This is a genomic window from Qipengyuania sp., from assembly GCF_042095715.1.
In the GTDB taxonomy this organism is placed as follows: Bacteria; Pseudomonadota; Alphaproteobacteria; order Sphingomonadales; family Sphingomonadaceae; genus Qipengyuania.
On sequence record NZ_JBELMO010000007.1, the window covers coordinates 1 to 23,511 of the forward strand.

Consider the following 23,511-nt stretch of genomic DNA (forward strand, 5'->3'; position numbering starts at 1 on the left):
TCGAGGAACTTGCACACCGGCGGGTCCGCATTGGGGGACACTTCGACGAGGTTCAGGCCGACTTCCTGGGCCTGCTCGATCGCTTCGCGGGTGAACATGACGCCGAGGTTCTCGCCTTCGTGATCGATCACGCGGACCTTCGGCACTTGAATGAACTGGTCGAAACGCGGGCCGGACTTAACCGGCATCTGCATGGAACGACGGGGTGGACGGGCTATGGGGCATTCTCCTGTAGTGAACGAAATAGAGCGGAACGCGCGAGATAGGGATTTCCGCGAGGATTCGGAAGAGGCAACGCGCCCACCCTTGCGGATTTCGCGCGGTGCGTGCCCTTCAGGCCGCGCTTCGCCACAGCGGAAAGGTGGCGAGACGGCCCTTGGCGGGCACGACCGCATCGATGGCCTGCGCGGGTTGCATCGCCTTGAGGATGGCCGGATCGGCGGCGTTCATCCCCGCCGTATAAGCTCCGAAGGCAGGCAGGATCATGCGCCCGCTGCGTGTTCCATCGGCGTTTTCATTGGCACTGATCACGGCGCAGGGCCGCACGATACGCCGCCGCTGGACGGTGAGTTGCAGGCGCGGATGGAAGTGGCCCGACATCTCCGGCCGGGTTTCGCCCCTTCGCGCATGGTGGCGCAGGATGATCCCGGCGACCTCGAGTTCCTCGACCAGCGTGCCGCCGCAGCGCGCTTCCGCCAGGGAGCCGTCCTTGCCGATATCGTGATTGCCGGTGATCCACACCCAGTCGACCGCGCGGGTCAGCGCCTCCAGCATGCCGCAGGCATGCGGTTCCAACCGCGTGGCGCCCTGCGAATCATGGAAGTTGTCCCCCAGAGTGATCACCCGCCGCGCATCGGTTTCGCGAATGGCGATGGCTATGCGCTCCAGGGTTTCCCGACTGTCGTAGGGCGGAATGGGCTGCCCGTGGCCGGCAAAGAAGCTGCCTTTCTCCAAGTGAAGATCGGCGACCAGCAGTGCACGCTCGCGCGGCCAGTAAAGCGCGCGACCTTCTGTAAGGACGAATTCCTCGCCAGCGAACGAAAGGGGAACCATGAAGCGCTCTTGCCGCGTGGCGACACGCTTGGCAAGAGGCCTGCATGACCGACTGGAGCGAACAGACACAGCAGGCCCGCAACTGGTTCGAGGAGTTGCGCAACCGCATCTGCGCCGAATTCGAATCGATCGAGCGCGAGGCGGGCTCGGACGCTGCCTTCGAATACACCGACTGGCAGCGCGAGGAGGAGGGCAACACCGATCCCGGCGGCGGCACGCGCGCGGTGATGAAGGGCAAGGTGTTCGAAAAGGTCGGCGTGAACGTGTCCACCGTGAGGGGCAATTTCGCCCCCGAATTCGCTGGCACCATCAATGGCGCCAGTGCGGACAATCCCGGCTTTTCGGCGACCGGAATCAGCCTGGTGGCGCATATGGCCAACCCGCATGTTCCCGCGGTTCACATGAACACGCGCTTCCTGACCACGCAGTCAGCCTGGTTCGGGGGCGGGGCCGATCTCAACCCCCCGATCCCCTATGCGGAAGATACGGAGCAATTCCACGCCCGCTTCCGCGCCGCTTGCTCGGCCCATAATCCGACCTATTACGATCGCTTCAAGAAATGGGCGGACGAATATTTCTTCATCCCCCATCGCGGCGTGCATCGCGGGGTGGGCGGGATATTCTATGACCACCTCGAATGCCCCGATACAGCCGGTTTCGAACGGAACCTGGCCTTCACCCGCGACGTGGGGGAAGCCTTTCTGGACATTTTCCCCAAGCTGGTACGCCGCCGCATGGCGGCGGAGTTCACGCCTCAGGACAAGCAGGCCCAGCTCGAATGGCGCGGCCGCTACGCCGAATTCAACCTTGTCTACGATCGCGGCACGCTGTTCGGCCTGAAGACCGGTGGCAATATCGACGCGATCCTGATGAGCCTGCCGCCCGAAGCGGTCTGGAGCTAAATCACTCGGGCGCCCAGACGCGCACCCAGTCGACCTCCATAGACACCTCGCCGCGCTTCACCTTTTCGACGGTCTCCGCAGGGACCCCGAAATAGGGCTGGGTGATGCCGTTGACCTTGCCCGGATAGGCGCCGCCCATAGCGAAATTGATGATGACATATTCGGGATTGTCGAAGGCCCAGCGCCCGTAATTCTGCACCATCGGCTTGGTCACGCGATAGGTCAGCCGGCCATCGATGAAGAATTCGACCTGATCCTTGCTCCACTCCGCAGCGTAGGTGTGCCAGCCGGTCGCATCCTCCCCGGCGGGAAAATAGAACCGGTCGACGAAGGGCGTTTCGCCGGAATATTTGGGGCCGTGTATGGCGGTGCCGGCCCAGCTCTTGTCCCCGACATATTCCATGATGTCGATTTCGCCCGTGGTCGGCCAGGGGCCGTTGCCCAGCAGCCAGAAGGCGGGCCAGACGCCCACTGCATCGGGCATGCGAATGCGCGCTTCCGCCCGGCCATAGGTAAAATCGAACTTGCCGCTGGTGTTGATCCGGCCCGATACGAAGGGGGCCTTGCGCTCCGCCTTGGGATCCGTGCCGGGTTCGAAACGCGGGGTCAGCACCAGCACGCCGTCGCGCACGGCGATAGTATCGGGGCGATCGAGATAGGCCTGCTGCTCGTCATTGACCCAGAAGTCCGGCCCTTCGACATTCCATTTGCTGCGATCGAGTGCAGTGCCGTTAAATTCATCCGAGAAAAGCAGGCGGCGGTCGCCATCGGGCGCGCCCGAAACCATTGGTGTGGCACAGCCCGCCAGAAGCCCCGCCACGCAGAGCACGATTGCCGTCTTCATCGCTCATCATCCCTTTGCATCTTATCTTGTGAACGTTCCCATAGCCGGTCAGGCCATTGCCGCCAAGGGCCCGAGCGGGGCATAGGGCACCAATCGTTATATCCGACCGTTACGCCTACCGAACCAGATCAAGGACAGCCATGCGCCGCACCATTTCCGCGATCACGCTCCTTCTCGCCACAACTGCCTGCGCCACCACCGCACCCGACATGGTATCCGCCCCCGGCGAACGGGGCATGATCGCGCCGATCCTGACCACGCCGGAAGCGCGCGACAGTTCGACCTACGCGCAGCCGGAGGTGGCCCGCGTGACTCATGTGGCGCTGGACCTCGACCTCGATTTCGATGCGCAGCGGGTAGGGGGCACGGCGGTGCTCGACGTGCTGGCGCAGCCCGAAGCGAAAGACATCGTGCTCGATAGCAACGGACTGGAAATCCAGAGTGTCACCGATGGGGCGGGGCGTCCGCTTGCTTACGAAATTGGTGAGAGCGTCGAAAAGGACGGCAAGGGCGCGCCGCTGACCATCGCGCTTGGCGGGGCCAGGCAGATCCGCATTGCCTACCGCGCCCCGGCCGATGCCAGCGCCCTCCAATGGCTGACGCCGGAACAGACCGCCGGCGGCAAATACCCGTTCCTGTTCAGCCAGGGGCAGGCCATCCTCAACCGCACTTGGATACCCACGCAGGACAGCCCGGGCATCCGCCAGACCTGGGAGGCGCGGATCACCGCGCCCAAGCCTCTGGACGTGGTGATGAGCGGGGTGCGCCAGGGCGAACCCGAGGACCTTGGCAACGACCGGCGGGCCTTCCGCTTTGTGATGGACAAGCCGGTCCCGCCCTATCTCATCGCCATCGCTGCGGGCGATATCGATTTCGCCGCCACCGGCCCGCGCACCGGCGTATGGGGCGAACCCGCGACCTTGCAGCGCGCGGCGAAGGAAGTTGGCGATACCGAGCAACTGGTCGAGGCGGCAGAGGCGCTTTACGGTCCCTATCGCTGGGGCCGCTACGATATGATCGTGCTGCCACCCTCCTTTCCCTATGGGGGCATGGAAAACCCGGTGATGACCTTCCTCACCCCCACCTTCATCGCGGGTGACCGGTCCAACAACGGCCTCGTCGCGCATGAACTGGCGCACAGCTGGTCGGGCAATCTCGTCACCAATGCGGTGTGGGAGGACAGCTGGCTCAACGAAGGCGTGACCTCCTATTTCGAAAACCGGATCGTGGAAGCGGTCTACGGCAAGCAGCGCGCCGAGCAGGAGGCTGCGCTGGCCTTTGCCGGGATCGAGGAAACGCTGGCCGAAGTCGGCAGGGATGCGCCGGGCACGGCGCTGCATCACACCTCGAGCGGAGACGAGATCGGCAGCGCGATCACCTATGACAAGGGCCACTTCTTCCTGCGGACCGTCGAAAGCATCGTGGGGCGGGAACGGCTGGATGCGTGGCTGCGCCAGTGGTTCGACAACCATGCCTTCCAGCCCGCGACCAGCGAGCTGTTCTATGGGGACATGATGGCCAATCTGGTGAAGTCCCCGGCGGAGGCAGAGCGGCTGAAGCTGCGCGAATGGATCTTCGAGCCCGGCTTGCCGTCCAATGTCGCGAGGCCCGATCCGCAGGCTTTTGCCGAGGTCGATGCGGCGGTGGATGCCTATGCGAGCGCGGGTACGATTCCCGCCGCCTATTCCGGCTGGACCAGTGCGGAACGGATGCGCTTCCTCGACAATATTCCCAAGACCCGCAGCGCCGCGCAATTGGCTGAGCTCGACAGCAGCCTTGGCCTGTCCACCACGCGGAACAACGAGATCCTGTTCCTGTGGCTCGAACTGGCGCTCGCCAATCGTTACCAGCCCGCCGTCGCGCAGGCGGAGGAGTTTCTCGCGAGCGTGGGCCGCGCCAAGTTCGTGCGGCCGCTGTTCCAGACCATGTGGAACCAGGGCGACTGGGGCCGCGCGATCGCCACGCGCATTTATGACGAGACGCGCGACAGCTATCACGCCGTCACGCGCGGTTCGGTGGATCGGGTGATGGCCAAGAAGTAGGGAGTTGGCGGCCCATGCGCGCTGCGCGATAGCGCTTGCATTGCGCGCATTTGCCGCCGGTTCTACTCCCCTTTAAGGCATCGGGAAGAGGAGGCGTCCGATGCCCATTGCCCCATCGTTCCGGCTTCGCCTGATCGCGCTCTGGCTCGCGCCGTTCGCCGCCATTTTTGCCGCGCGGATTGCCACGCACAGCGAGCTTGCAGGCCGTTACCCGCGCGCCGCCGGGCTTCTGTTCGTGTGGATCGCCGCCGACAGCCTGACGCTTGCGCTGATCGCCAAAACCCCGGGTAACCGGCCCGGACTGCGCGCGGCCCTGGGCACCATTTTCGCCGGATGTGTGATCGCTACGCTTGGCGCTGCGCAGTCCGTCCGCGCGGCCCTGCTCGACATGGAAGCGGTTATCGCAGCCATGGCGCTGACGGGCGCGGCCTTCCTCGGCTGGTCGCTGTTTCGTGCCTTCGCGGTATTGCGCCGGACCGGATCGTGGCAGGATGCGGCAGGCGAAATCCTGCCCGCGCAGCTGGTGAAATTCGCCGCCTTCGAACTTGGGATGATGCGTCTGGCGCTGGTGGGCTGGCACCGGCGGCCAGAGGTTCCAAACGGTGCTCTAGCTTTCGCCGGCCACCGGATAGAAAACCAGATGATCGCGGTCATGCTGGCTCTTCAGGTCATCGAGATCGGTGTGGTGCATCTCGTGATCTCGCACTGGAGCATGGCGGCGGCGCTGATCCTCCTGGCGCTTGGCGTCTGGGGCGTGATGTTCACGCTCGCGCTGATGAACGGGCTGCGGATATATCCCGTGCTTCTGATGCAAGATGGCATTCGCTTGCGTGCGGGACCCTTCACCGACGTGTCGGTCCCGCTTGCCGCCATTGCGTCGATCGAACCGTCCATCAGCCACGAGGAATGCAAGCGCCGCGATGTGTTGCGCGCAAGCCTGTTGACCCACCCGAACATCGTGCTGCGGCTCGATCCGCCGCTCGAGCGCCGCGATATCTTGGGTCGTCCGCGCGCCATCGCCCGGCTCGCGTTCCGGCTGGACGATCCGGCCCCTTTCATCGCGGCGCTAAGGGCACACATTCAGCGCCGACCCGCCTGAATCCCGTTTTAACGTTGCATTACGGCGGGTTTTGCCCACATCGTGTTCTGAGGATGCTGCGCCAGTACGAACTCGTTGAGCGGGTTAAGGAATACGACCCGGACGCCGACGAGGCGATGCTCAACCGCGCCTATGTCTACACCGTCCAGAAGCACGGTACCCAGACGCGGGCCAGCGGCGATCCCTATTTCAGCCACCCGGTCGAAGTCGCGGGATTGATGACGGATCTCAAGCTGGATCAGGAGACGATCGCCACCGCGTTGCTCCACGATACGGTCGAGGACACGCTCGCCACAATCGAGGATATCGAGGCCAATTTCGGCCCCGATGTCGCACGACTGGTGGATGGTGTCACCAAGCTTTCCAAGATCGAGCAGATGCCCGAGAACGAGCGGGCGGCCGAGAACCTGAGGAAATTCCTGCTCGCCATGAGCGAGGATATCCGCGTGCTGCTGGTCAAGCTGGGCGATCGGCTGCACAACATGCGCACGCTCCACTTCATCAAGAAGCCGGAGAAGCGCCAGCGCATCGCGCGCGAGACGATGGATATCTACGCCCCCCTGGCGGAGCGGGTGGGCATGTACGAATACATGCGCGAGATGCAGCTTCTGGCCTTCGAACAGCTGGAGCCGGAAGCCTACAACCTCATCACCAAACGGCTGGAGCAGCTTCGCGCGCAGGACGGCGGGCAGGTGGATGCCATCGCGCTCGCGATCAAGCAGGCGCTGGCCGAGGCGGGGCTGCAGGTGGAGGTTTCGGGGCGGGAGAAGCACCCCTTCAGCATCTGGCGCAAGATGGCCGAACGCCATGTCAGCTTCGAACAGGTGACCGACATCATGGCGTTCCGCGTCATCACCGAAAGCGAGGCCGATTGCTACGCCGCGCTGGGCGTGCTGCACACGACGTGGCAATTCCTGCCGGGCAAGTTCAAGGACTATATCTCCACACCCAAGACCAACGGCTATCGGTCCCTGCACACCAGCCTGATGTACGAAAACTCCATGCGCGTGGAAGTGCAGATCCGCACCCGCGAGATGCACCGGCTCAACGAATTCGGACTGGCCGCGCACTGGGCCTACAAGCAGGGCAACCGGCCCGATGGCCAGGTGGGCTGGCTGCGCGACCTGATCGAGATCGTGGACCACAGCCAGGATGCCGAGGAACTGCTCGAGCATACGCGCATGGCGATCTATCAGGATCGCATCTTCGCCTTCACCCCCAAGGGCGCGCTGTTCCAGCTGCCCAAAGGTGCAACGCCGGTGGACTTCGCCTTCGCGGTCCATACCGATCTCGGCGCGCTGACGGTGGGTGCGCGGATCAACGGGCGGCACGTGCCGCTGCGCACTCCGCTCGCCAATGGCGACGTGGTGGAGATCATCAAGGGCAAGGATGCCGAACCGCAACTGAGCTGGCTGGGCTTCGTGGTCACCGGCAAGGCGCGCGCCTCCATCCGCCGTGCGGTGCGCCTGCGCGAGCGGGCCGAGGTGGCGGGCATGGGCCGCAAGCTGTTCGACGACATCGCCAGCCGGGTGCCCGCCCGTATCGGCAAGAAGGCCATCGGACGTGCCATCGACCGGCTGGGCATGAGCGAGGAAGACGATCTCTATTACGCCATCGGCGCGGCCAAGATCGAGGATCGCGAGGTGATGGAGGCGCTGGTCCCCGGCTGCACCGAAGGGATCGAGGAAACGCCCGACTGGAGCAAGAAGACCCTTTCCATTCGCGGGCTTACGCCGGGCGTCGGCTATACCCTTGCCGAATGCTGCCATCCTATTCCCGGAGACCGGATCGTCGGCACGCGCCGGTCGGGCGAGAAGATCGAGGTGCACACCATCGATTGCCACGCGCTGGCCAGCGGGCTCGACGCGGATTGGGTGGACCTGTCCTGGGGCAAGCGCGCAGCGGGCGCCGTGGCGCGGGTGCGCGTGACGATTTACGACCGGCCGGGCACGCTGGCCGAAATGGCGGGTATCTGCGCGCAGAACATGTGCAATGTGAAGAGCCTGGCGGAGACCCAGCTCGATCATCCCTTCACCACCTACGAAATCGATCTGGAGGTGCAGGACCTCAACCACCTCAACCGCGTGGTCAGCGCGCTGCGCGCCAGCGACGCGGTCGCGCAGGCAGAGCGCGTCTGATGGTGCGCCGCCCATGACGATCCTCGGGATAGATCACGTCCAGCTTGCCATGCCGCATGGCGGAGAAGACCGTGCGCGCCGGTTCTACACGGGCGTACTGGGAATGCAGGAGGTGGAAAAGCCGGCGCATCTCGCGGTGAACGGCGGGTGCTGGTTCGAAGGGGGGTCGGCGCATGTCCATCTGGGCGTGGAAGACGGCCACCGCCCCTCGCGCAAGGCGCATCCCGCGCTTTTGGTATCTGACTTGGGCAAGGTGCGGCACCGCCTGGAAATGGCGGGTGTTCCCTTCACCCTGGGCAAGCCGCTGGATGGCTACATCCGCGGAGACACCACGGACCCGTTCGGGAATCGTATCGAACTGATGGAACGGGTCTGAGGTTCGATCCCGGCTGAGCCGGGTCTGTCTCCAGTCAGCCGATTATAAGGTAGCGTCCTGCTTCAGCCGCCTGGCCTGGAAGGCGAACCTTGCCGCTTTGCCGACATCGTTCTGGAAGGAGGAATTCACGATTCCGCCAACGACCGATCCGATGAGCGGTACGATCATCCCTGCCCGGCTACGGAAGCTCGCGAAGGCGATGGCGCGCGAGATACGTTCCACGGCCTGATCGATGACCGGGGTAATGTGTTCGTGATCGGCCCCGGCCAACTGGCCGTTCTCGCCGATGGCCGCTTCCAGGTCTGCGATGCGCTGTGTCCGTATGTCGGGATCGTCCAGCGCCGCCAGCTCCAGTATCTGAAGCCGGAACAGCTTTTCCGCAGGCCCTTCTCCGGTATATCCATAGGCGCGGCCCGTGTCGCGGATAGTCCGCAAGGCGATGGCGATCGTGGCGGGAATGTCCGCCCCCATCGATAACGCTCCGCCGAGGCCTGCGGCCGCACCCGTTGTGGCGCTGACGGTGCGCGCGGTCCGCGAAACCGTCCTGGCGGCACGATGCGCTGCATCAATATTCGCCGGATCATGATCGAAGCGAACGAGTTGCGGCGCCCCCACCGCGCTGTCGAGCCCCTTCAGCACCGCTTCCACGATCTTGTTGGGCACGACGCTGGCCAAGGCCTTTCCGAAAGGATGGGTAAGCCGTTCGATGCCTCTGCCAAGGCGGGAAGGCGTACTGTCGCGGAAGTTCCGCTGTTCGGTTCTGATATCCATGCGGTTCGAATGGATGGGAGGGGCGGGCGTTCCAGCTTCACCCACCGTTTGCGCTTTATCATGCATCCGCGGATATATCCGGTCGCGCCGGGTGCCGGTCGGCGGAATACGAGGCTCCCGGTCGGCACGAAACTATCGGCCTCGTGCGCTCCGGGACCTGTCGCTGAGAACAGAACGGGAAAATTCGCTTTCCTACATGCGACAAGTCTGTCTTACCCTGTTCGATGCGCAAGACTCCCGCCCATCGGATCCGCCGCCGCCCACCCTTCTTTCGGCCGGTGCCACTTCGCCAGCGCACCGACGGCTGGAGCGAGGAGCGGCAATGCGCCTTTCTCACCGCGCTTTACGTCACCGGTTCGGTCACGACCGCCGCGCGCAGCGTGGGGATGGCCCCTGCGAGCGCGTATCGCTTGCGCAGCTGCGACGGGGCCGGCAGCTTCGCGGCCGCCTGGGACCACGTTCTGTCCCCGCCCCGATCGGGGCGCTGGAAGCAGCCGCGGGAAGATTTTCGGAAAGTGACGGATCTGGAGCTTCGGCGCAGGCTTGAATCCGGTTTTGTCCAGCCGGTGATTTATCGCGGGGAGATGCGCGCAATCCGCAAAAAGCCTGACGATTCCGCGCTCTTCCGCCTCCTTCGGCGGGCGGGCGACTTGGTTGATCCCTACTGGCAGATCGGCAAGACATGAACCGGGCGCAGTTTCGTAAAACCCCCCGGTGTGCGGTCCACGCCTATCCATTCGGGCGGTGGTCACCGGTTCGCCGATCGGGCAACCTTAAGCCTGCACCGCGTGCGCCTCTGGCCAATGGCAGCGGTATTTCCAGGTGTCGGGAGCGCGGGTCCAGTCGCTGGGAACGCGCTCCGATTCTTCGGCGCCCATCCGTTCATAGAAGCGGCGGGCGGGGCGGTTATCCTCGAACACCCACAGATAGAAACCGGTGCGGGGGTTGCGGGCTGCGAAGCGCCGCGCGGTTTCGCGCAGCAGCGCCTGCCCATACCCTGCGCCGCGCACGCGCGCATCGGTATGCAGATTGTCGAGGAAGCCGCCCCAGCGCGCATCGTGGGCGTGGTACAGGCTGGAAAATCCCGCCAGCGATCCGTCTTCGCCCAAGGCGACCACGGTTTCGAAATTTGGCGCGGGATCGGCCAGGCGCTCGCGCCACGCGGTAAGCCGTTCCTCCTCCACCTCGTGCGCCAGATAATCGGCATCGAGAATACCGGCATAGGCCGAGCGCCAGTTCGCGGCGTGAAGCGCTGCGATGGCGCGGGCGTCTTCGGGTGTCGCGTCGCGCAGGATCATTGGCGCGGTTTCCGGATCAGCTCGGCGTGATGGCCGGGGAGGGTCACAAGCAGGCGGTCGCCCTCCATCTGCATGTCCGGATTGCCATACATGAAGCGTTGGGCGAGGGCGTCTCGCGGGGTGGTGGGACACCATTGCATTGTGCAGGTCAGCATTCGCTCTTTGGAGCCCGAGGGTTTGTCGTCACTGAAGCCGCAAGAATTGCAACCGTTGAAAAATCCCTCAATGCGTCCCCAGCGAATGCTCAGAGAGTAGCGAGCCTGGCTGACGTCGGTGCCGTCGATGCTTGTGAAGGCCCAAGCGCCGTCCTCTGCCGGAGCGGCGATCGCGTGCCACAGCGTTTCCCCCGGCTGCATCGCCATCGTCACCGCGAAACTCGCCAAGGCAAGCGCAAGCCCCGCCATGGTGACGATGGCAAGCCCCTTGTGGTGCTGGCCTTTTGGCCGCCTATTGCGCTGCACGCCGCACCGGCACCGGGATGTTGCAGATATCCGCGCCCCCGGCGGGTACGATGAAGAAGGGATCGCGGCGGTTGGCGCGCGCATCGGCATAATGGGCGAAGCTGTCGCTTTCGGTGGAAAGATATTCAAGGTGCGGGCGTTCGGCCTCGGGAAGTTCGCTTGCGAGCCGAATGGAGACGATGGGCACGCGCTCTTCCGCGGTCTCGTAAAAGCCCAGCGGCCCGGTGCCGCGCGGCAGGCTGGAAAGGTTTTCCATCCCTTCCACTACGCGGCCCACCAGCGCGATATTGCGGTCGAGATGGCGCGGCGCATGGCCGATCACGGTGTAAAGCTCCGCGCCGGTGCCCGTGTCGGGCGAGTCATTCCGGCCGACGCCGACCATGCCATAGCAGTGGACGGGCCAGACACTTCCCGATCCAACTCCTCCCGCAGCGATGGGCCAGCCGCGATAAAAGCTCGCTATCATGGCGTAAGAATCCCGAGGTGGGCCATCCGGAATCACCATGACATTTGGTCCAGCAGCGGAGCGTTGCCGCGCATTTTCGACAGCTCGCTTTTTCGCTTGATATTGGCCCGAAGCAGTAACGACAGCCTCGCCGCCTTCGCTTCGCCAAGGCAGCACATAATCGCCCTCACTCATCGTCACCAAATTTTTTGGCAATGGCTTGGCCTTCGCCGCATCCTCGCCATCGGGATCGCCCCACTGGACGACGTAATTGTCCTGCACCCGCACGATCGCGAGCCCGTCCCACCAATGCGCGGCGCCGAGCTTGCGGATGTTGCCGACCCAGCCTTGCGAGAAGGGCGGCGGCATAAGCTGGATGATCGCTTGGCGCGGTGTGCCGTCGCGATCTGGGGAAAGCGTCATGACCAGCAGGTCTTCCGTGGGAATAGCGATCCACTGATCCGCCGGAGCGCCAGCCACGATCTCGCCAGGCGAGGGCGCAGCTTCCGGCGCCTCCTGCGCCATGGCGGGAAGCGGGAGGGCAAGGGCGAGCGCGAGGGTGGCGAGGTGTCTCATGGCGTTCCTTTTGCCGCGAACCGAGGGCTGGCGAAAGCCCCCGCTTGCGCCGCCGCGCGACTGCCGCTAGGTGCGCGCGCTCCTGTCGGCTTGCATGGCGCCCCGCGCACCACGGCAACCCGGGCGGCCCCCTTGTCCTCGCGTAGGACAAACAGGAATGCGGAGCGGTGGCCGAGTGGTCGAAGGCGCACGCCTGGAAAGTGTGTATACGGTAACCCCGTATCGTGGGTTCGAATCCCACCCGCTCCGCCATTGGCCTTTTTATGTTGATCTAGCTCACGAAAACCACCGCGAGGTCCCGACAGGAACGATGGTTAATCGTGAGGGTTGATCAACCGAAACGAGGACTTCTTCCATCATGACGGCAAGGATCAATCACTTGGCCACTGCCGTGCCCGATTGCGATTTCGAACAGGATTATCGTGCCTGGGCACTTCGCCAACTAGAGGGGCGGCGGGAGGCAAGGCTGTACGCCCGTATGGCTGATCGTTCCGGTATCGATCATAGATGGTCGGTGCTTTCCGAAGAAGATGCCAAGCTCGACGAAGGCCATGGCTTCTATTCGGCTGATGCCCCTTCCACTGCGCAGAGGATGATTATCTATGCCGAGGAAGCGCCCAAGCTGTCGCTCTCGGCCATCGGTAAGCTGGGTCCACTTGGCGAGATAACCCATCTCGTCGTCGCCAGTTGCACCGGGTTCGTCGCACCCGGAATCGATCAGATCATCGCGCGGCGCTTGGGCCTGTCGGATGACGTAGAGCGGTTCTTGATCGGCTTCATGGGATGCTATGCGGCGGTCACGGCGCTGCGTACGGCGCGCCATATTGTCCGTTCCGAGCCTGAAGCACGCGTTCTTGTCGTGACGGTCGAGCTTTCGACTTTGCACCATCAACAAACAGTCGACATCGAGCCCTTGCTGGCTGGCGCGCAATTCGGGGATGGCGCTGCCGCGGCGATCGTCAGCGGGAGTGGCGAGGGGCTCTCGATAGGGACGGGAATAACCGCCGCGCTTGAAGAGAGCGACGAGCTTATAACGTGGCAAATCGGAGATACCGGCTTCGAAATGCGCCTCTCGGGCGAGGTGCCGGGTCGGATAAGCAGCGCGTTGAAGCGTGACGAGGTCAGGAAGCGCGTTCTCGGTGGAGGTAATAGGCCCACCAGTTTCGCCGTGCATGCGGGTGGCCGATCTATCCTCGACGCGGTCACGGAAGGCCTCGAACTGGATCAACATGCGCTCGATCATTCGCGCGGGGTCTTGCGCGATTTCGGCAACATGTCGTCCTCTACGCTCATGTTCGTGCTTGAGAGGTTTTTGAGAGAACGACCGGAAAACGGCGTCGCGCTCGCCTTCGGGCCGGGGCTTGCCATGGAAGGCTTCCGCTTCGCGTGGTGCGATGCTCGCTAGCAGGGCGCAGACCGAAGAAATCATGGACGACCCCGCGCTGGAAGCGGAAGTCTATGCCGCGGTTCTGAGTGATTTGGCGAAGGTCAACACCGTCACGATGGCGCGGCGGCCGACGCTCGGTTTTCTCGACCGCGCGATTGGCAAGCGGCGTGAGTTCTCTCTCCTCGATGTCGGTTTCGGCGATGGCGACATGCTGCGCGCAATAGCGGATTGGGCGCGAAGGCGCGGACTTAGCGCGCGTCTTGTCGGGATCGATCTCAATCCGCGCAGCGAGAAAGTGGCTCGCGGTAAAACTGACGCTCGCGAGCCGATCGAGTATCGAACCGGGGATTATGCCGATTTGGCAGGGTCGCGGTTCGACTGCATCGTGTCCAGCCTCGTCGCGCATCACATGACGCGTCCTCAACTAGTCGCGTTCTTGCGGTTCATGGAGTCCGAGGCTGTAGCGGGCTGGTACATCAATGATCTGCACCGACACGGCATCGCCTACATAGGCTACCCCCTACTCGCACGCATTGCGGGTTGGCATCCCATCGTGCGGCAGGATGGGCACCTTTCTATTGCGCGATCCTACCGGCCTGAAGAGTGGGCACCTATCCTCGCGGATGCTGGCATCGACGCGGCAAGGGTCGAACGCCGCTTTCCTTTCCGCCTGTGCGTCGAGCGGTTGAAATGACCCGCCCGATCGTACTGGGCGCGGGGCCGGCCGGAAGCGTGGCCGCTCTGCTCCTCGCGAAGGGGGGAGCGAAGCCGATTTTGATCGATCGCGATGCCGAGGTGGGCGATCCGATCTGCGGCGGATTTCTCAGTTGGCGAACGGTGGGTGCGCTGCGTGAATTGGGCTGCGATCCGGCCGCACTCGGAGCGAGGTCCGTTACGAGGCTTCGCCTCTATCAAGGTGAGCGCAAAGCGGAAGCGCCGTTGCCGGGCCTCTCGTGTGGAATTTCCCGCCATGCCCTCGACAGCGCTCTTCGGCAGCTTGCAATAGATGGCGGAGCGCAACTCGAGATCGATCGCGCGCGAAGGGTCGGGCAGGGCGTTATCGAGGGCGACGATCGCTGCTGGAAAAGTCCTGCGATCTTTCTTGCCAGTGGCAAGCACGATGTGCGCGGCGAAGCGCGTCCGCGAAGTGCCTCTGATCCGGCACTTGGCTTGCGGTTGCGACTGCCAGGTTCGCCGGAACTCCAGAACCTCATTGGAGACACGATAGAACTGCACCTTTTTCCAGGTGGCTATGCCGGGATCGTGCTGCAGGAAGGCGGCAGCGCCAACATCTGTCTGGCCCTGCGCAAATCTGCGCTGGCCGAGGCGGGAGGCGATCCTTGGGCAGTCTTCAAGGCACTGGCGCATGACAATCCACATTTCGCCAGACGCATGGCATGCGCCGAGGGGCAGCTGCCCATCGATACCATTGGCGCTGTACCGTATGGGTGGATCGCCCAGGAAACCGAAGATGGCGTCTATCGGCTTGGTGATCAGGCCGCAGTTATCCCATCCTTGGCGGGCGAGGGTATGGCAATCGCGCTTGCCAGCGGCAGGGCCGCTGCGCAGAGTTATCTGCAAGGTCAGGGAGCATCGCAATATCAACGCCGCTTTGCTTCGAGAGCGGCGCGCCCTGTGCGTCTGGCGAAAGCGCTTTGGAATGTGGCAGAAACATCGCGCGGTGCGACTGTTATGATCGCGGCTTCACGCTTTCCCGGCTTGGCCAATCTTGCAATGCGGCTCAGTCGGTTATGACACTTCGAGAGCGACCGCGCGACTGAAGACGGGCTCTTTCAATCTCATCGATTCGTGAAATGGATGGAGTGGCGGTAATCTGACGCGCGAAAAGTATTCGGCGGCGGCGGCCGAAGGCAATGAATGGCACGGACTGTTTTGATCCGCGCGCTCGCGATTACAGTGACCAGAAAATAAGGCGGGATTTGACCTTTCGCCCACCGATCCGGTTGTCTACCCCGGGGGTCATGATTTCCCTCAATCGAGTGTTTGGCCTGCTTTGCGCGTTGTGTCTCGCCAGTTGCTCGAGTGAAAGCGGCGAACGCACTGAGGAAGCCGTGCCCGTCGTTGCCGAGAAGGTGCGCTATATTCCCGAGCAAACCAAGGTCGAGGCGATCGGAACGGCGCGTGCCGTAACCTCGGCGGAAATCTATCCGGAAAGAGCGGGCAGGGTAACGCGTGTGATGTTTTCCGCCGGTGACTATGTCCGCAAAGGCCAGCCACTGCTCGAACTCGATGCCAGGCAAGAAAGACTGGCGGTCGATGCGGCGCGGGTTCAAGTCCTCGAAGCCGAACAATTGCTCGGTCGGTATCGCCGGATCGAAGACACAGGGGCCATTTCGGAGAGCCAGATCGAAGCGGGCGAAACCGCGCTGGCGTCGGCGAAGGTGGCGCTGCGCCAGGCACAAGCTGAACTCGCCGACACGGTCATCCGTGCACCTTTCTCGGGCCACATTGGCTTGACCGACATCGATCCGGGCGACCGCGTCAGCGATCAGACTGCGATAGCGCAGATCGACCAGCGCGGACGGCTCTACATAGATTTTCCTGCACCCGAGGAGGTGTTCGCCTCCTTGGGGAAAGGCGAAGTGGTGAGGGCCGTGGCCTTCTCCAATCCTGACGACCCGATCGATGCGAGCATTGTCTCAACCGATTCAACGGTGTCCGGGGACAGCCGGAATTTCATCGCCCGCGCCGCGATCCCGAATTCTAGAGATCGCTTTCGACCGGGCATGAGCTTTCGCGTAACTTTCACCCGCAACGACACGAGCAGGGCGGCAGTCGCGGAAGAGGCGATCGTCTGGGGCAGCGAAGGATCGAGCCTGTTCGTAGTGCGTGATGCGAAGGCGGCGCGCGTTCCTGTCACCATCACCTCGCGCCGCGATGGCCTGGCGCTGGTCGATGGTGCCCTTTCCCGGGCCGATCGCGTCATCGTTGAGGGTGTTCAAAAGATCAGAGATGGCCAGGCCATCCGCCTGGTTCGTCCCGCTCAGCCGCGTGAGGCCGATGTGGAAATGCGCGCGGGCTCCGGAACACGCGGCGACGATGGCGGATAAGTCGGACCTACCCATGCTCGCGGTCAAGCGACCGCTGCTGGTGGGCGTTCTCAATCTCATGATCGTGATCGCTGGCCTCGCGGCATTTGCTGGCATCGAGGTCCGAGAACTTCCCAACGTTGACCGCCCGATCGTCTCCATCTCGGCTTCATTGCCGGGCGCCGCACCCGAAACGATGGACAGCGAGGTTACAAGCGTACTCGAGGATGCCGTCGCGCGGGTTACCGGCGTTCGTCAGATCAATTCCTCGAGCGAGGAAAACAACAGCAGAATCCGGGCTGAATTCGATCCGGGGGTAGATCTCGACACGGCAGCCTCCGATGTCCGTGAAGCAGTCAGCCGTGTCACGCGCGATCTCCCCGACCGCGTGGAACAGGTCAACATCGTGAAGGCCGACGCCGATGCGCAGCCGATCATGATCCTGGCCGTGTCCAGCGATCGCTTTGGCGAGGCCGACCTGACCCGCGTGGTCGATAACGATGTGATCCCGGAACTTCTCACGGCCCAAGGTGTCGCGAGCATCGCTCAATTCGGCACGCGTCCCCTGCAAATGCGCGTATCCGTCGATCCGGCGCGGCTCAATCGTTTCGGCCTGACCATGAGCGACGTTGCCGCAGCGCTGGGGCGAGCGCCCTACGACGTGCCGATAGGATCGTTCCGATCACAGGCCCAGGAGCTCGTGGTTCGTGCCAATGCCAGCGCGACTGATCCCGCCTTGATCAAGCAGGTCGCGATCGACGGGACGACCCGGGTTGGCGATGTCGCGGAAGTCACTCTCGCTCCGGCCGATGCGACCAATTTCGTGCGTCTCGACGGTCGACCGATCGTGGGTCTGGGTGTCGTAAGGCAGGCGAGTTCCAATACGATCGAGATTTCGCAATCCATTCGTAATTCGGTCGAGAGGATCAACGAACGCTATGAAAATATCGATATCAGCATCGTGTCCGATGACGCCGATTTCATCGAGGTTTCCGTCCGTGAAGTGATGATCACCTTGGCTTTCACGATCCTAGTGGTGGTCGGGACGATGTTGGTATTCTTCCGGGCCTGGCGACCCACCGTGATTCCGAGCGCCACAATACCGGTTGCACTGGTCGGCGTCCTGGCAGGGATCTGGTTGATAGGATTTTCCATCAACATCCTGACCCTGCTGGCGTTGGTCCTGGCGACCGGGCTGATCGTCGACGATGCCATCGTGGTGCTCGAGAATACGCAGCGGCTGCAGAACAAGGGCCTCGGCCGCCGCGCAGCCGCAGTCGTGGGAACGAGGCAGGTATTTTTTGCGGTCATCGCGACGACGGCGGTGCTGGTTTCCGTTTTTCTTCCGATCAGCTTTCTTCCATCACAGGCAGGAAGGCTGTTCCGTGAATTCGGGTTCGTGCTTTCGTCGGCGGTTCTGATTTCATCTTTTGTCGCGTTGTCGCTCGTTCCTGCGCTTGCCGCGAGGTTCGACCTGACAAGTGGAAATGGCTCCGATCGCTTGTCGCGCTGGGGAGGGCAGCTGCAGGAGCGATATACTGGAGCGCTTGGCTGGTGTCTCGATCACGGCAAGATGGTGCTGGGCCTCGCAGTGCTCGTTGCAGCGCTGACGGGTCTTCTGTTCACACAGCTCGATAGAGAGCTCGTTCCCGACGAGGATCGCGGGGTGATCGAGGTTGATGCGAGCGGTCCCGATGGCGTCGGCCTCAATTTCATGGATCGTGAGCTCGACGAAATAGAATTGGTCCTTCAGCCCTATATCGACAGCGGTGTAATCCAGAGCACCTTTTCGATAGTCGGTCGTTACGATCCCAATCGTGTACGGGTGACGGCTCAGCTTGCGGACTGGGACAATCGCGCGAAGAGTCAGACGGAGATCGTCGAGGAATTAAACGAACCTCTCGGCAACATTCCTGGATCACGTACCAACGCACGGGGGCGCGGCACGCTGAGCTTCGGCGGCGGCGGGGGTGGCAATATCGAGGTCGCGCTGACGGGTGGCGAATACGAAAATATCTATCGGTCCGCATTGGCCTTGAGTGAGATTATCGACACCGGTTCCGACATTTTATCGAATCCCGACATCTCGTATCAGCCAACACAACCGCAGTTGTCGGTGCAGATCGATCGTCAGCGCGCATCCGATCTCGGCGTAGAGCTGGACGATGTAGCGCAGACCTTGCGCGCAATGGCTGGCGGAGATGATCTGGTCGACCTCAATGTGGGAGACCAGGCAGTGCCGATCTTCCTGACATCGACGGCCCTGGCGGTGACAAATCCCTCCGACCTCCGCAATCTCTACGTTAGGACGCAAGGTGGCGGGCTGGTTCCACTGTCCAGCATCACCGAAATAGTCGAGCAGGGTGTCGCCGCTGAACTCGACCGGACCGAACAACGCCGCGCGATCGAGGTTTCAGCGAATATTGCTGAAGGGGTGCCGCTTCAGGACGCAGTTGACGAGATCGAGCGCCTTTCCGAACAAGTCGTCGCTGACGACATCGACATGCTTCTTCAGGGTGAGGCCGAGAGCTTCGAGGAAACATCGAACGACGTGTTGATGACTTACCTCTTCGCGCTCGTCATCGTGTTTCTGGTGCTGGTTGCGCAGTTCGAAAGTCTGACCAGCGCCTTGGTGGTGCTGTTCACCGTTCCATTCGCGCTTGCCGCAGCCATTATCGCGCTATTCCTGTCGGGCGTTTCGCTCAACATCTACTCTCAGATCGGGCTGGTCATGCTGATCGGCCTTATGGCTAAGAACGGCATCCTTATCGTCGAATTTGCCGATCAGCTTCGCCATCAAGGCCGCAGCGTGCGCGAAGCAGCCGAAGAAGCGGCAGCCATTCGGCTGCGTCCGATCGGGATGACCCTGATCTCGACCGTGATCGGCGCCGTACCATTGATCCTGGCATCCGGGGCGGGGGCCGAAGCGCGCCAATCCATCGGCTGGGTAATTTTCGGCGGACTCGGTATTGCAGGCTTCTTCACCCTCTTCCTGACCCCGGTGATTTATCTCGGGATCGCACGCTTCGGGAAACCGCGCAGTGTCGATCTTGTGAAGCTGCGGGAGGAGATTGCCGACGTCGACGAAGACATGACGATGGCGCCAGCGTAATGATCAGGCGATCGGCCCTTTCGCTATGTTCGCTGCTGCTAGCAAGCTGCACTGCGAGCGGGGTCGACAAATTCGAAGTTCCGTTGGCAGCACCACCCGAGTTCGCTTCGGACTTGCCTCCATCTGGGTCTGACCCGGTTTGGTGGAATGCCTTTTCAGATCCGGTCCTCAATGATCTCATAGCAAGAGGGCTCGCTGCCAACCTCGATCTCGTTGCCGCAACGGAACGCTTGCGGGCCGCCGAGGCCTTGCTTGTTGCGGAGCGCGCCGGGCGCCTTCCTACGCTCGATGCGACGGCAGACTTAGGGGTCGAAGTGGGCGACGACGGTTCGCGTGTAAGCGGAGGCGGAGGCCTCATTGGCCTCTTCGACACCGATTTTTCTGGCAGGATCGGCGCTCAGATTCGCCTGGCATCCGCTCAATATGCGGAGGCTGATTACCTGCGTTCCGATCAGCGCCGCCTGATCGCTGCTGCCATCGCGTCGCAATATGTCGAGTATCGCAGGACCGGCGCGCAACTCGAATTGCTTGCGGAATCGACCGATCTTCAGCGCCAGACTTTGCGGATCGTCACCCTGCGTTTCGAGGCCGGGCTTTCTGCCAACCTCGATGTCCGCCGGGCTGCTACCGATCTCGCGCAAACGCAAGCCCGGCTGGGACTTATCGAAATAGCACGAGCCCGGGCCGAGCATGCGCTGGCCGTGCTTTTAGCCGAAGCACCCGGCACTCTCGCCCTCCCCGCACCGGATGGCGACGCGTCGATTCCAGCCTTCGGCGTCGGGCCAGCGATCGGCGGGCCGGCGAACCTCCTGCGGCGTCGCGGGGATATCCTTGCTGCGGAAGCCCGGCTTTCCGCCGCAGCGGCACGAGTAGGGATCGAACAATCGGACTTGCGGCCTTCGCTTGTGGTGCCGGGTTCGATCCTGATTGGTGACGGATCGCTCGGTAATCTGTTCACCGATGTCCTTGCGACAATAGGCGCCGCTCTGGATCTTCCGCTGTTCGATGGCGGCAGGCGCCGTGCCGAAGTGGACGCGGCGCGCGCCCAACTGGAAGCCAGTCTGGCCGAATACCGGCAGACTTTCCTGCGCGCGCTTGGCGAAGCCGAAAACGCGCTGGTTGCGATCGGAGCCTATCGCGAGCGGGCCGACGCGCTATCCGCGGCCATCGAAGAAAGCGAGACGGCGCTGGCCCAGTCGAATGCGCTCTACCGGGAAGGACTGGCGTCCCTGTTCGATGTCCTCGATGCGCAACGCCAATTGATCGCCAGTCGCCAATCGCTGCTCGATACCAGGGCGGACCAGGCTCTCGCCTTCATCGCGCTGCATTCAGCTGCAGCCACCGCAAACGGGGCGGGGGCCGTCGACGCGCATGGCGCATCATCGCTCACAGCCGAAGGCGCTGCAGAGTAAACGATCCGCCCGCAAATCGTGCATTCTCGCCTATTTGACAGCCAACTCCATCAGATCCGATCCATGGTCGCTCAGGGGCAGGAATATGCGCTCCCCGTTCCGTCGATCCGCGCCGACCGCAGCGTCATCGCGAAGCCTTCAGGCGCCGTAATGCGAAGCGGCGTGCTGACGTTCTCCAGATCGGCCCCCGCATCGGCGAAGCATTTGATGGGAATTTCCCCAACGAACGGGTCCCCCACGGTTTCTTTGGCCAGAAAGGCAGTGATATCAAGAGCGGCGCCGCCAAACGCCAAAGTGACCGGACCGGTTGCGGGCGTGTCGATCCGCATATCCAGGAAAAGGGCAAATCCTTCGTCCAACTGCCGATGAAGGTTCACGGCGGGACCATCGATGGCGATCCCTCCAGGCGCTGCCCATTCGAATTGGCGGGCGTCCTCTTGTGCGCCAAGATCGATTGCGCGAGCGGTCACTGCCGTATCCAGGCCCAGGCGCCAGGGCTCAACGACCTGACCCTTGATAAAATACCGCTCATCGGCGCGCGCCGCGGCCAGATCCATGCCAGGGTCCTCGTTCACGGACCCAAGACTGGCGGGATTGCCATAGCTGAGGCCATAGCCCCGCTTGAACAGGGGGTCTTCCATGGGGGAACGCGCATCACGCGGCCAGTCGAAAGAAAGCCTGCCAGTGAAGTCGCGTTCCGGGGTACCGGTCGCGTTGGCAACCAGAACGTCCGCCACGCCTTGGCCCTGTGATCCCGGCAACCACGCCGCAACGAAGGCGTCGGAGGCGTTTATGAGCTTACCCGCAAACAATGGCCGACCTGAAAGGAAGACGGAAACCGTCTTCAACCCTCGCGCCTTCAAGGACTCCAGAAGGCGGTCTTCGCCTCCATTTGCCCTGAAAGCGAGATCGGGAATATCGCCCTGAAACTCCGCGTATGGATGCTCTCCGTAAATGACGATGGCCACGTCGGCCGGGCTGCTGGCGGTTCCCTTCGGATCGATCACCGCAGTTCCACCGGCGGCCTTCACTGCGTCAGCGATCGCGCGTCCGATGGTCGCCCCTTTGGGAAAATCCTTTGCGGTAGTGTCGGTCCCCTGCCAGGTGACCGTCCAGCCACCCGCCTGCATCGCCATGTCATCCGCGCCTGGACCGGTTATGAGCACCCGGGCACCCGGTTTTATCGGCAGGACGCTACCCTCGTTCTTCAGCAGTACGAGCGATTTGGCCACCGCCTCACGCGCGAGCGCGAGATGGGCTGGTGCGCCCAGCTGCGCAGGGTCGCCACGCTCTACCAAGGTATCGCCCATGAGGCCCAGTTTGTATTTCGCTCTCAAGATACGCCGAACCGCATCGTCCAGACGGCTTTCGGCGATCTTCCCGCTCCGGACGTCTTGCACGAGACTGTCGAACAGGCCCTTCCAGCTGTCGGGAGCCATGTACAAATCGAGCCCCGCAGCGAGTGATTTGGCGCAATCCGTCACCGTGCATCCGGGAAGCTGGCCATGCGCGTTCCAGTCACCGACCTCGAGGCCGGCAAAACCCATGCGGCCCTTCAGGACATCGGTAAGCAGAGTTGAATTGCCGTGGTGCTTTGTCCCGTTCCAGCCCGAAAAGCTTACCATTACGGTGAGGGCACCGGCATCGATCGCGGCGGGATATCCCAAGGCATGCTTGGCAATCAGTTCGCGCTCCGGCATCTGCGCGTCACCTTGATCCTTGCCGCCCTGCGTACCCCCATCGGCGAGGAAATGCTTCACGCTGGCGCCGACCTTATTCGCCGCGAGCGGCGAGCCTTCCACAAGGTCACCCTGCAGGCCATGTACCATCGCGCTGGAATACGCGGCCACGAGCTGGGGATCGGAGGAATAGCCTTCGTAAGTGCGTCCCCAGCGCAGATCCTGCGGAACGGCCACGGTGGGCGCAAACGTCCATTCGATTCCGGTGCCGGCAACTTCCGCCGCAGTCGCGGCACCAATTCGCCGGATCAGATCCGGATCGTGCGCAGCGCCCAGCCCGATGTTATGCGGAAAGATGGTCGCGCCCGGAACATTGGAATGGCCGTGCACGGCATCGACGCCGAACAGGATCGGAATTCCGGCGCCCGCCTTGAGCGAAAGCTGGCGATATTCGTCCACCAGCCGCTTCCAGGTCGCGCCATCGGCGCGCTCGTCGCCGTAGGGGCCGCTGTTGCCGCCGGCGAGGATCGATCCGAGCGGATATTCGATGAGGTCGGCGGGCTTTACGGAGCTGATGTCGCCCTGGATCACCTGGCCGACCTTCTGGGCCAGGGTCATGCGCGCCAGCAGTTGCGTGATCGCAGCTTCCGTCGCCGGATCGGTGATCGCAGCAGGGCTTTTCGCCGCCGGCCATAATTCAGGGTTTGCGCGTGCGGCTGCCGGTACGGCGCTGGTCGTGCTAGCTGGCGGCGCGATATCCTGACTGGCACATCCGGCGAGCAACGCCCCCGCCGCCACTACGGTTGCAAATCCCCTCATAAGTCCTGTCCCGTCTAAATGTGAACGTTATCATTTAGGCCTGCCAT

20 protein-coding genes and 1 tRNA gene are annotated in these 23,511 nt (G+C 62.9%); 13 read left to right on the forward strand and 8 right to left on the reverse strand.

From position 1 onward, the window contains the following. On the reverse strand, positions 1-194 hold a 194-nt coding region (gene infC, locus ACFDTG_RS03425), incomplete at its 3' end, for a translation initiation factor IF-3 (RefSeq protein WP_375289641.1). Positions 195-333: 139 nt separating this feature from the next. Next, the gene (gene pdeM / locus ACFDTG_RS03430; protein ID WP_375289642.1) at positions 334-1,053 is read right to left on the reverse strand and encodes a ligase-associated DNA damage response endonuclease PdeM; all 720 of its coding nucleotides are present in this window, start codon (positions 1,051-1,053) and stop codon (positions 334-336) included. A 44-nt stretch (positions 1,054-1,097) separates the two neighbouring features. Between pdeM and hemF the strand changes: the two genes are divergently transcribed. After that, the gene (gene hemF, locus ACFDTG_RS03435) at positions 1,098-1,955 is read left to right on the forward strand and encodes an oxygen-dependent coproporphyrinogen oxidase (protein ID WP_375289643.1); all 858 of its coding nucleotides are present in this window, start codon (positions 1,098-1,100) and stop codon (positions 1,953-1,955) included. Position 1,956: 1 nt separating this feature from the next. On the opposite strand, the gene ACFDTG_RS03440 is transcribed toward hemF, so the two are convergent. Then, a complete protein-coding gene (locus ACFDTG_RS03440) occupies positions 1,957-2,799 on the reverse strand; it encodes a family 16 glycosylhydrolase (protein ID WP_375289644.1) in 843 nt (280 codons plus the stop codon). Positions 2,800-2,939: 140 nt separating this feature from the next. On the opposite strand from ACFDTG_RS03440, the gene ACFDTG_RS03445 reads away from it, so the two are divergent. From ACFDTG_RS03445 to ACFDTG_RS03460, 4 genes are all read left to right on the forward strand, one after another. Beyond that, positions 2,940-4,841 carry a M1 family metallopeptidase gene (locus ACFDTG_RS03445; protein WP_375289645.1) on the forward strand — a complete coding sequence of 634 codons (1,902 nt, stop codon included), beginning with the start codon at positions 2,940-2,942 and terminating at the stop codon, positions 4,839-4,841. A 100-nt stretch (positions 4,842-4,941) separates the two neighbouring features. Beyond that, positions 4,942-5,940, forward strand: coding sequence for a hypothetical protein (locus ACFDTG_RS03450; protein WP_375289646.1), 999 nt, complete (start codon positions 4,942-4,944; stop codon positions 5,938-5,940). A 53-nt stretch (positions 5,941-5,993) separates the two neighbouring features. Continuing rightward, a complete protein-coding gene (locus tag ACFDTG_RS03455) occupies positions 5,994-8,078 on the forward strand; it encodes a RelA/SpoT family protein (protein WP_375289647.1) in 2,085 nt (694 codons plus the stop codon). Positions 8,079-8,091: 13 nt separating this feature from the next. Continuing rightward, positions 8,092-8,454, forward strand: coding sequence for a VOC family protein (locus ACFDTG_RS03460; RefSeq protein WP_375289648.1), 363 nt, complete (start codon positions 8,092-8,094; stop codon positions 8,452-8,454). A 42-nt stretch (positions 8,455-8,496) separates the two neighbouring features. Here the strand turns inward: ACFDTG_RS03460 and ACFDTG_RS03465 are convergent, their stop codons facing one another. Next, positions 8,497-9,225, reverse strand: a complete 729-nt coding sequence (locus ACFDTG_RS03465) for an EcsC family protein (RefSeq protein ID WP_375289649.1) — start codon at positions 9,223-9,225, stop codon at positions 8,497-8,499. 224 nt (positions 9,226-9,449) lie between these two features. Between ACFDTG_RS03465 and ACFDTG_RS03470 the strand changes: the two genes are divergently transcribed. Continuing rightward, entirely contained in the window at positions 9,450-9,911 is a 462-nt protein-coding gene (locus ACFDTG_RS03470; protein WP_375289650.1) for a hypothetical protein, read from the forward strand. An 87-nt stretch (positions 9,912-9,998) separates the two neighbouring features. On the opposite strand, the gene ACFDTG_RS03475 is transcribed toward ACFDTG_RS03470, so the two are convergent. Genes ACFDTG_RS03475 through ACFDTG_RS03485 form a run of 3 tightly spaced genes read right to left on the reverse strand, consistent with a single transcriptional unit; the run spans position 9,999 to position 12,005 of the window. After that, positions 9,999-10,523: a GNAT family N-acetyltransferase gene (locus ACFDTG_RS03475; protein WP_375289651.1), complete on the reverse strand. Its 525-nt coding sequence runs from the start codon at positions 10,521-10,523 to the stop codon at positions 9,999-10,001. Next, the gene (locus ACFDTG_RS03480) at positions 10,520-10,927 is read right to left on the reverse strand and encodes a hypothetical protein (protein WP_375289652.1); all 408 of its coding nucleotides are present in this window, start codon (positions 10,925-10,927) and stop codon (positions 10,520-10,522) included. The genes ACFDTG_RS03475 and ACFDTG_RS03480 overlap by 4 nt, the downstream gene beginning before the upstream one ends. A gap of 43 nt (positions 10,928-10,970) precedes the next feature. Beyond that, complete coding sequence (locus ACFDTG_RS03485) at positions 10,971-12,005, reverse strand: peptidylprolyl isomerase (protein WP_375289653.1); 1,035 nt, start codon at positions 12,003-12,005, stop codon at positions 10,971-10,973. A gap of 161 nt (positions 12,006-12,166) precedes the next feature. Here ACFDTG_RS03485 and ACFDTG_RS03490 point away from each other — a divergent pair. The 7 genes from ACFDTG_RS03490 to ACFDTG_RS03520 all read left to right on the forward strand — a co-directional run bounded on the left by ACFDTG_RS03490 (position 12,167) and on the right by ACFDTG_RS03520 (position 20,966). Then, positions 12,167-12,257: transfer RNA gene (locus ACFDTG_RS03490), tRNA-Ser, on the forward strand. 106 nt (positions 12,258-12,363) lie between these two features. Next, positions 12,364-13,410, forward strand: coding sequence for a type III polyketide synthase (locus ACFDTG_RS03495; protein WP_375289654.1), 1,047 nt, complete (start codon positions 12,364-12,366; stop codon positions 13,408-13,410). After that, positions 13,400-14,086, forward strand: a complete 687-nt coding sequence (locus tag ACFDTG_RS03500) for a methyltransferase domain-containing protein (protein ID WP_375289655.1) — start codon at positions 13,400-13,402, stop codon at positions 14,084-14,086. The genes ACFDTG_RS03495 and ACFDTG_RS03500 overlap by 11 nt, the downstream gene beginning before the upstream one ends. Continuing rightward, a complete protein-coding gene (locus ACFDTG_RS03505; protein WP_375289656.1) occupies positions 14,083-15,147 on the forward strand; it encodes an NAD(P)/FAD-dependent oxidoreductase in 1,065 nt (354 codons plus the stop codon). Before ACFDTG_RS03500 ends, ACFDTG_RS03505 begins: the two co-directional genes overlap by 4 nt. 227 nt (positions 15,148-15,374) lie before the next feature. Next, entirely contained in the window at positions 15,375-16,463 is a 1,089-nt protein-coding gene (locus ACFDTG_RS03510; protein WP_375289657.1) for an efflux RND transporter periplasmic adaptor subunit, read from the forward strand. Beyond that, positions 16,453-19,554, forward strand: coding sequence for an efflux RND transporter permease subunit (locus ACFDTG_RS03515; RefSeq protein WP_375289701.1), 3,102 nt, complete (start codon positions 16,453-16,455; stop codon positions 19,552-19,554). The genes ACFDTG_RS03510 and ACFDTG_RS03515 overlap by 11 nt, the downstream gene beginning before the upstream one ends. Beyond that, positions 19,554-20,966: an efflux transporter outer membrane subunit gene (locus ACFDTG_RS03520; protein WP_375289658.1), complete on the forward strand. Its 1,413-nt coding sequence runs from the start codon at positions 19,554-19,556 to the stop codon at positions 20,964-20,966. Before ACFDTG_RS03515 ends, ACFDTG_RS03520 begins: the two co-directional genes overlap by 1 nt. 71 nt (positions 20,967-21,037) lie before the next feature. Here the strand turns inward: ACFDTG_RS03520 and ACFDTG_RS03525 are convergent, their stop codons facing one another. Then, positions 21,038-23,464, reverse strand: coding sequence for a glycoside hydrolase family 3 N-terminal domain-containing protein (locus ACFDTG_RS03525; protein ID WP_375289659.1), 2,427 nt, complete (start codon positions 23,462-23,464; stop codon positions 21,038-21,040). Between the last annotated feature and the right edge of the window lie 47 nt (positions 23,465-23,511).

Coding starts and splice junctions, on each gene's coding strand:
- ACFDTG_RS03485 (WP_375289653.1), bottom strand. CDS start 12,005: ATGAGACACCTCGCCACCCTCGCGCTCGCCCTTGCCCTCCCGCTTCCC.
- ACFDTG_RS03480 (WP_375289652.1), bottom strand. CDS start 10,927: ATGGCGGGGCTTGCGCTTGCCTTGGCGAGTTTCGCGGTGACGATGGCG.
- ACFDTG_RS03525 (WP_375289659.1), bottom strand. CDS start 23,464: ATGAGGGGATTTGCAACCGTAGTGGCGGCGGGGGCGTTGCTCGCCGGA.
- ACFDTG_RS03495 (WP_375289654.1), top strand. CDS start 12,364: ATGACGGCAAGGATCAATCACTTGGCCACTGCCGTGCCCGATTGCGAT.
- pdeM (WP_375289642.1), bottom strand. CDS start 1,053: ATGGTTCCCCTTTCGTTCGCTGGCGAGGAATTCGTCCTTACAGAAGGT.
- ACFDTG_RS03515 (WP_375289701.1), top strand. CDS start 16,453: ATGGCGGATAAGTCGGACCTACCCATGCTCGCGGTCAAGCGACCGCTG.
- ACFDTG_RS03445 (WP_375289645.1), top strand. CDS start 2,940: ATGCGCCGCACCATTTCCGCGATCACGCTCCTTCTCGCCACAACTGCC.
- ACFDTG_RS03450 (WP_375289646.1), top strand. CDS start 4,942: ATGCCCATTGCCCCATCGTTCCGGCTTCGCCTGATCGCGCTCTGGCTC.
- ACFDTG_RS03470 (WP_375289650.1), top strand. CDS start 9,450: ATGCGCAAGACTCCCGCCCATCGGATCCGCCGCCGCCCACCCTTCTTT.
- ACFDTG_RS03510 (WP_375289657.1), top strand. CDS start 15,375: ATGATTTCCCTCAATCGAGTGTTTGGCCTGCTTTGCGCGTTGTGTCTC.
- ACFDTG_RS03500 (WP_375289655.1), top strand. CDS start 13,400: ATGCTCGCTAGCAGGGCGCAGACCGAAGAAATCATGGACGACCCCGCG.
- ACFDTG_RS03475 (WP_375289651.1), bottom strand. CDS start 10,523: ATGATCCTGCGCGACGCGACACCCGAAGACGCCCGCGCCATCGCAGCG.
- ACFDTG_RS03460 (WP_375289648.1), top strand. CDS start 8,092: ATGACGATCCTCGGGATAGATCACGTCCAGCTTGCCATGCCGCATGGC.
- ACFDTG_RS03440 (WP_375289644.1), bottom strand. CDS start 2,799: ATGAAGACGGCAATCGTGCTCTGCGTGGCGGGGCTTCTGGCGGGCTGT.
- ACFDTG_RS03520 (WP_375289658.1), top strand. CDS start 19,554: ATGATCAGGCGATCGGCCCTTTCGCTATGTTCGCTGCTGCTAGCAAGC.
- hemF (WP_375289643.1), top strand. CDS start 1,098: ATGACCGACTGGAGCGAACAGACACAGCAGGCCCGCAACTGGTTCGAG.
- ACFDTG_RS03465 (WP_375289649.1), bottom strand. CDS start 9,225: ATGGATATCAGAACCGAACAGCGGAACTTCCGCGACAGTACGCCTTCC.
- ACFDTG_RS03455 (WP_375289647.1), top strand. CDS start 5,994: ATGCTGCGCCAGTACGAACTCGTTGAGCGGGTTAAGGAATACGACCCG.
- ACFDTG_RS03505 (WP_375289656.1), top strand. CDS start 14,083: ATGACCCGCCCGATCGTACTGGGCGCGGGGCCGGCCGGAAGCGTGGCC.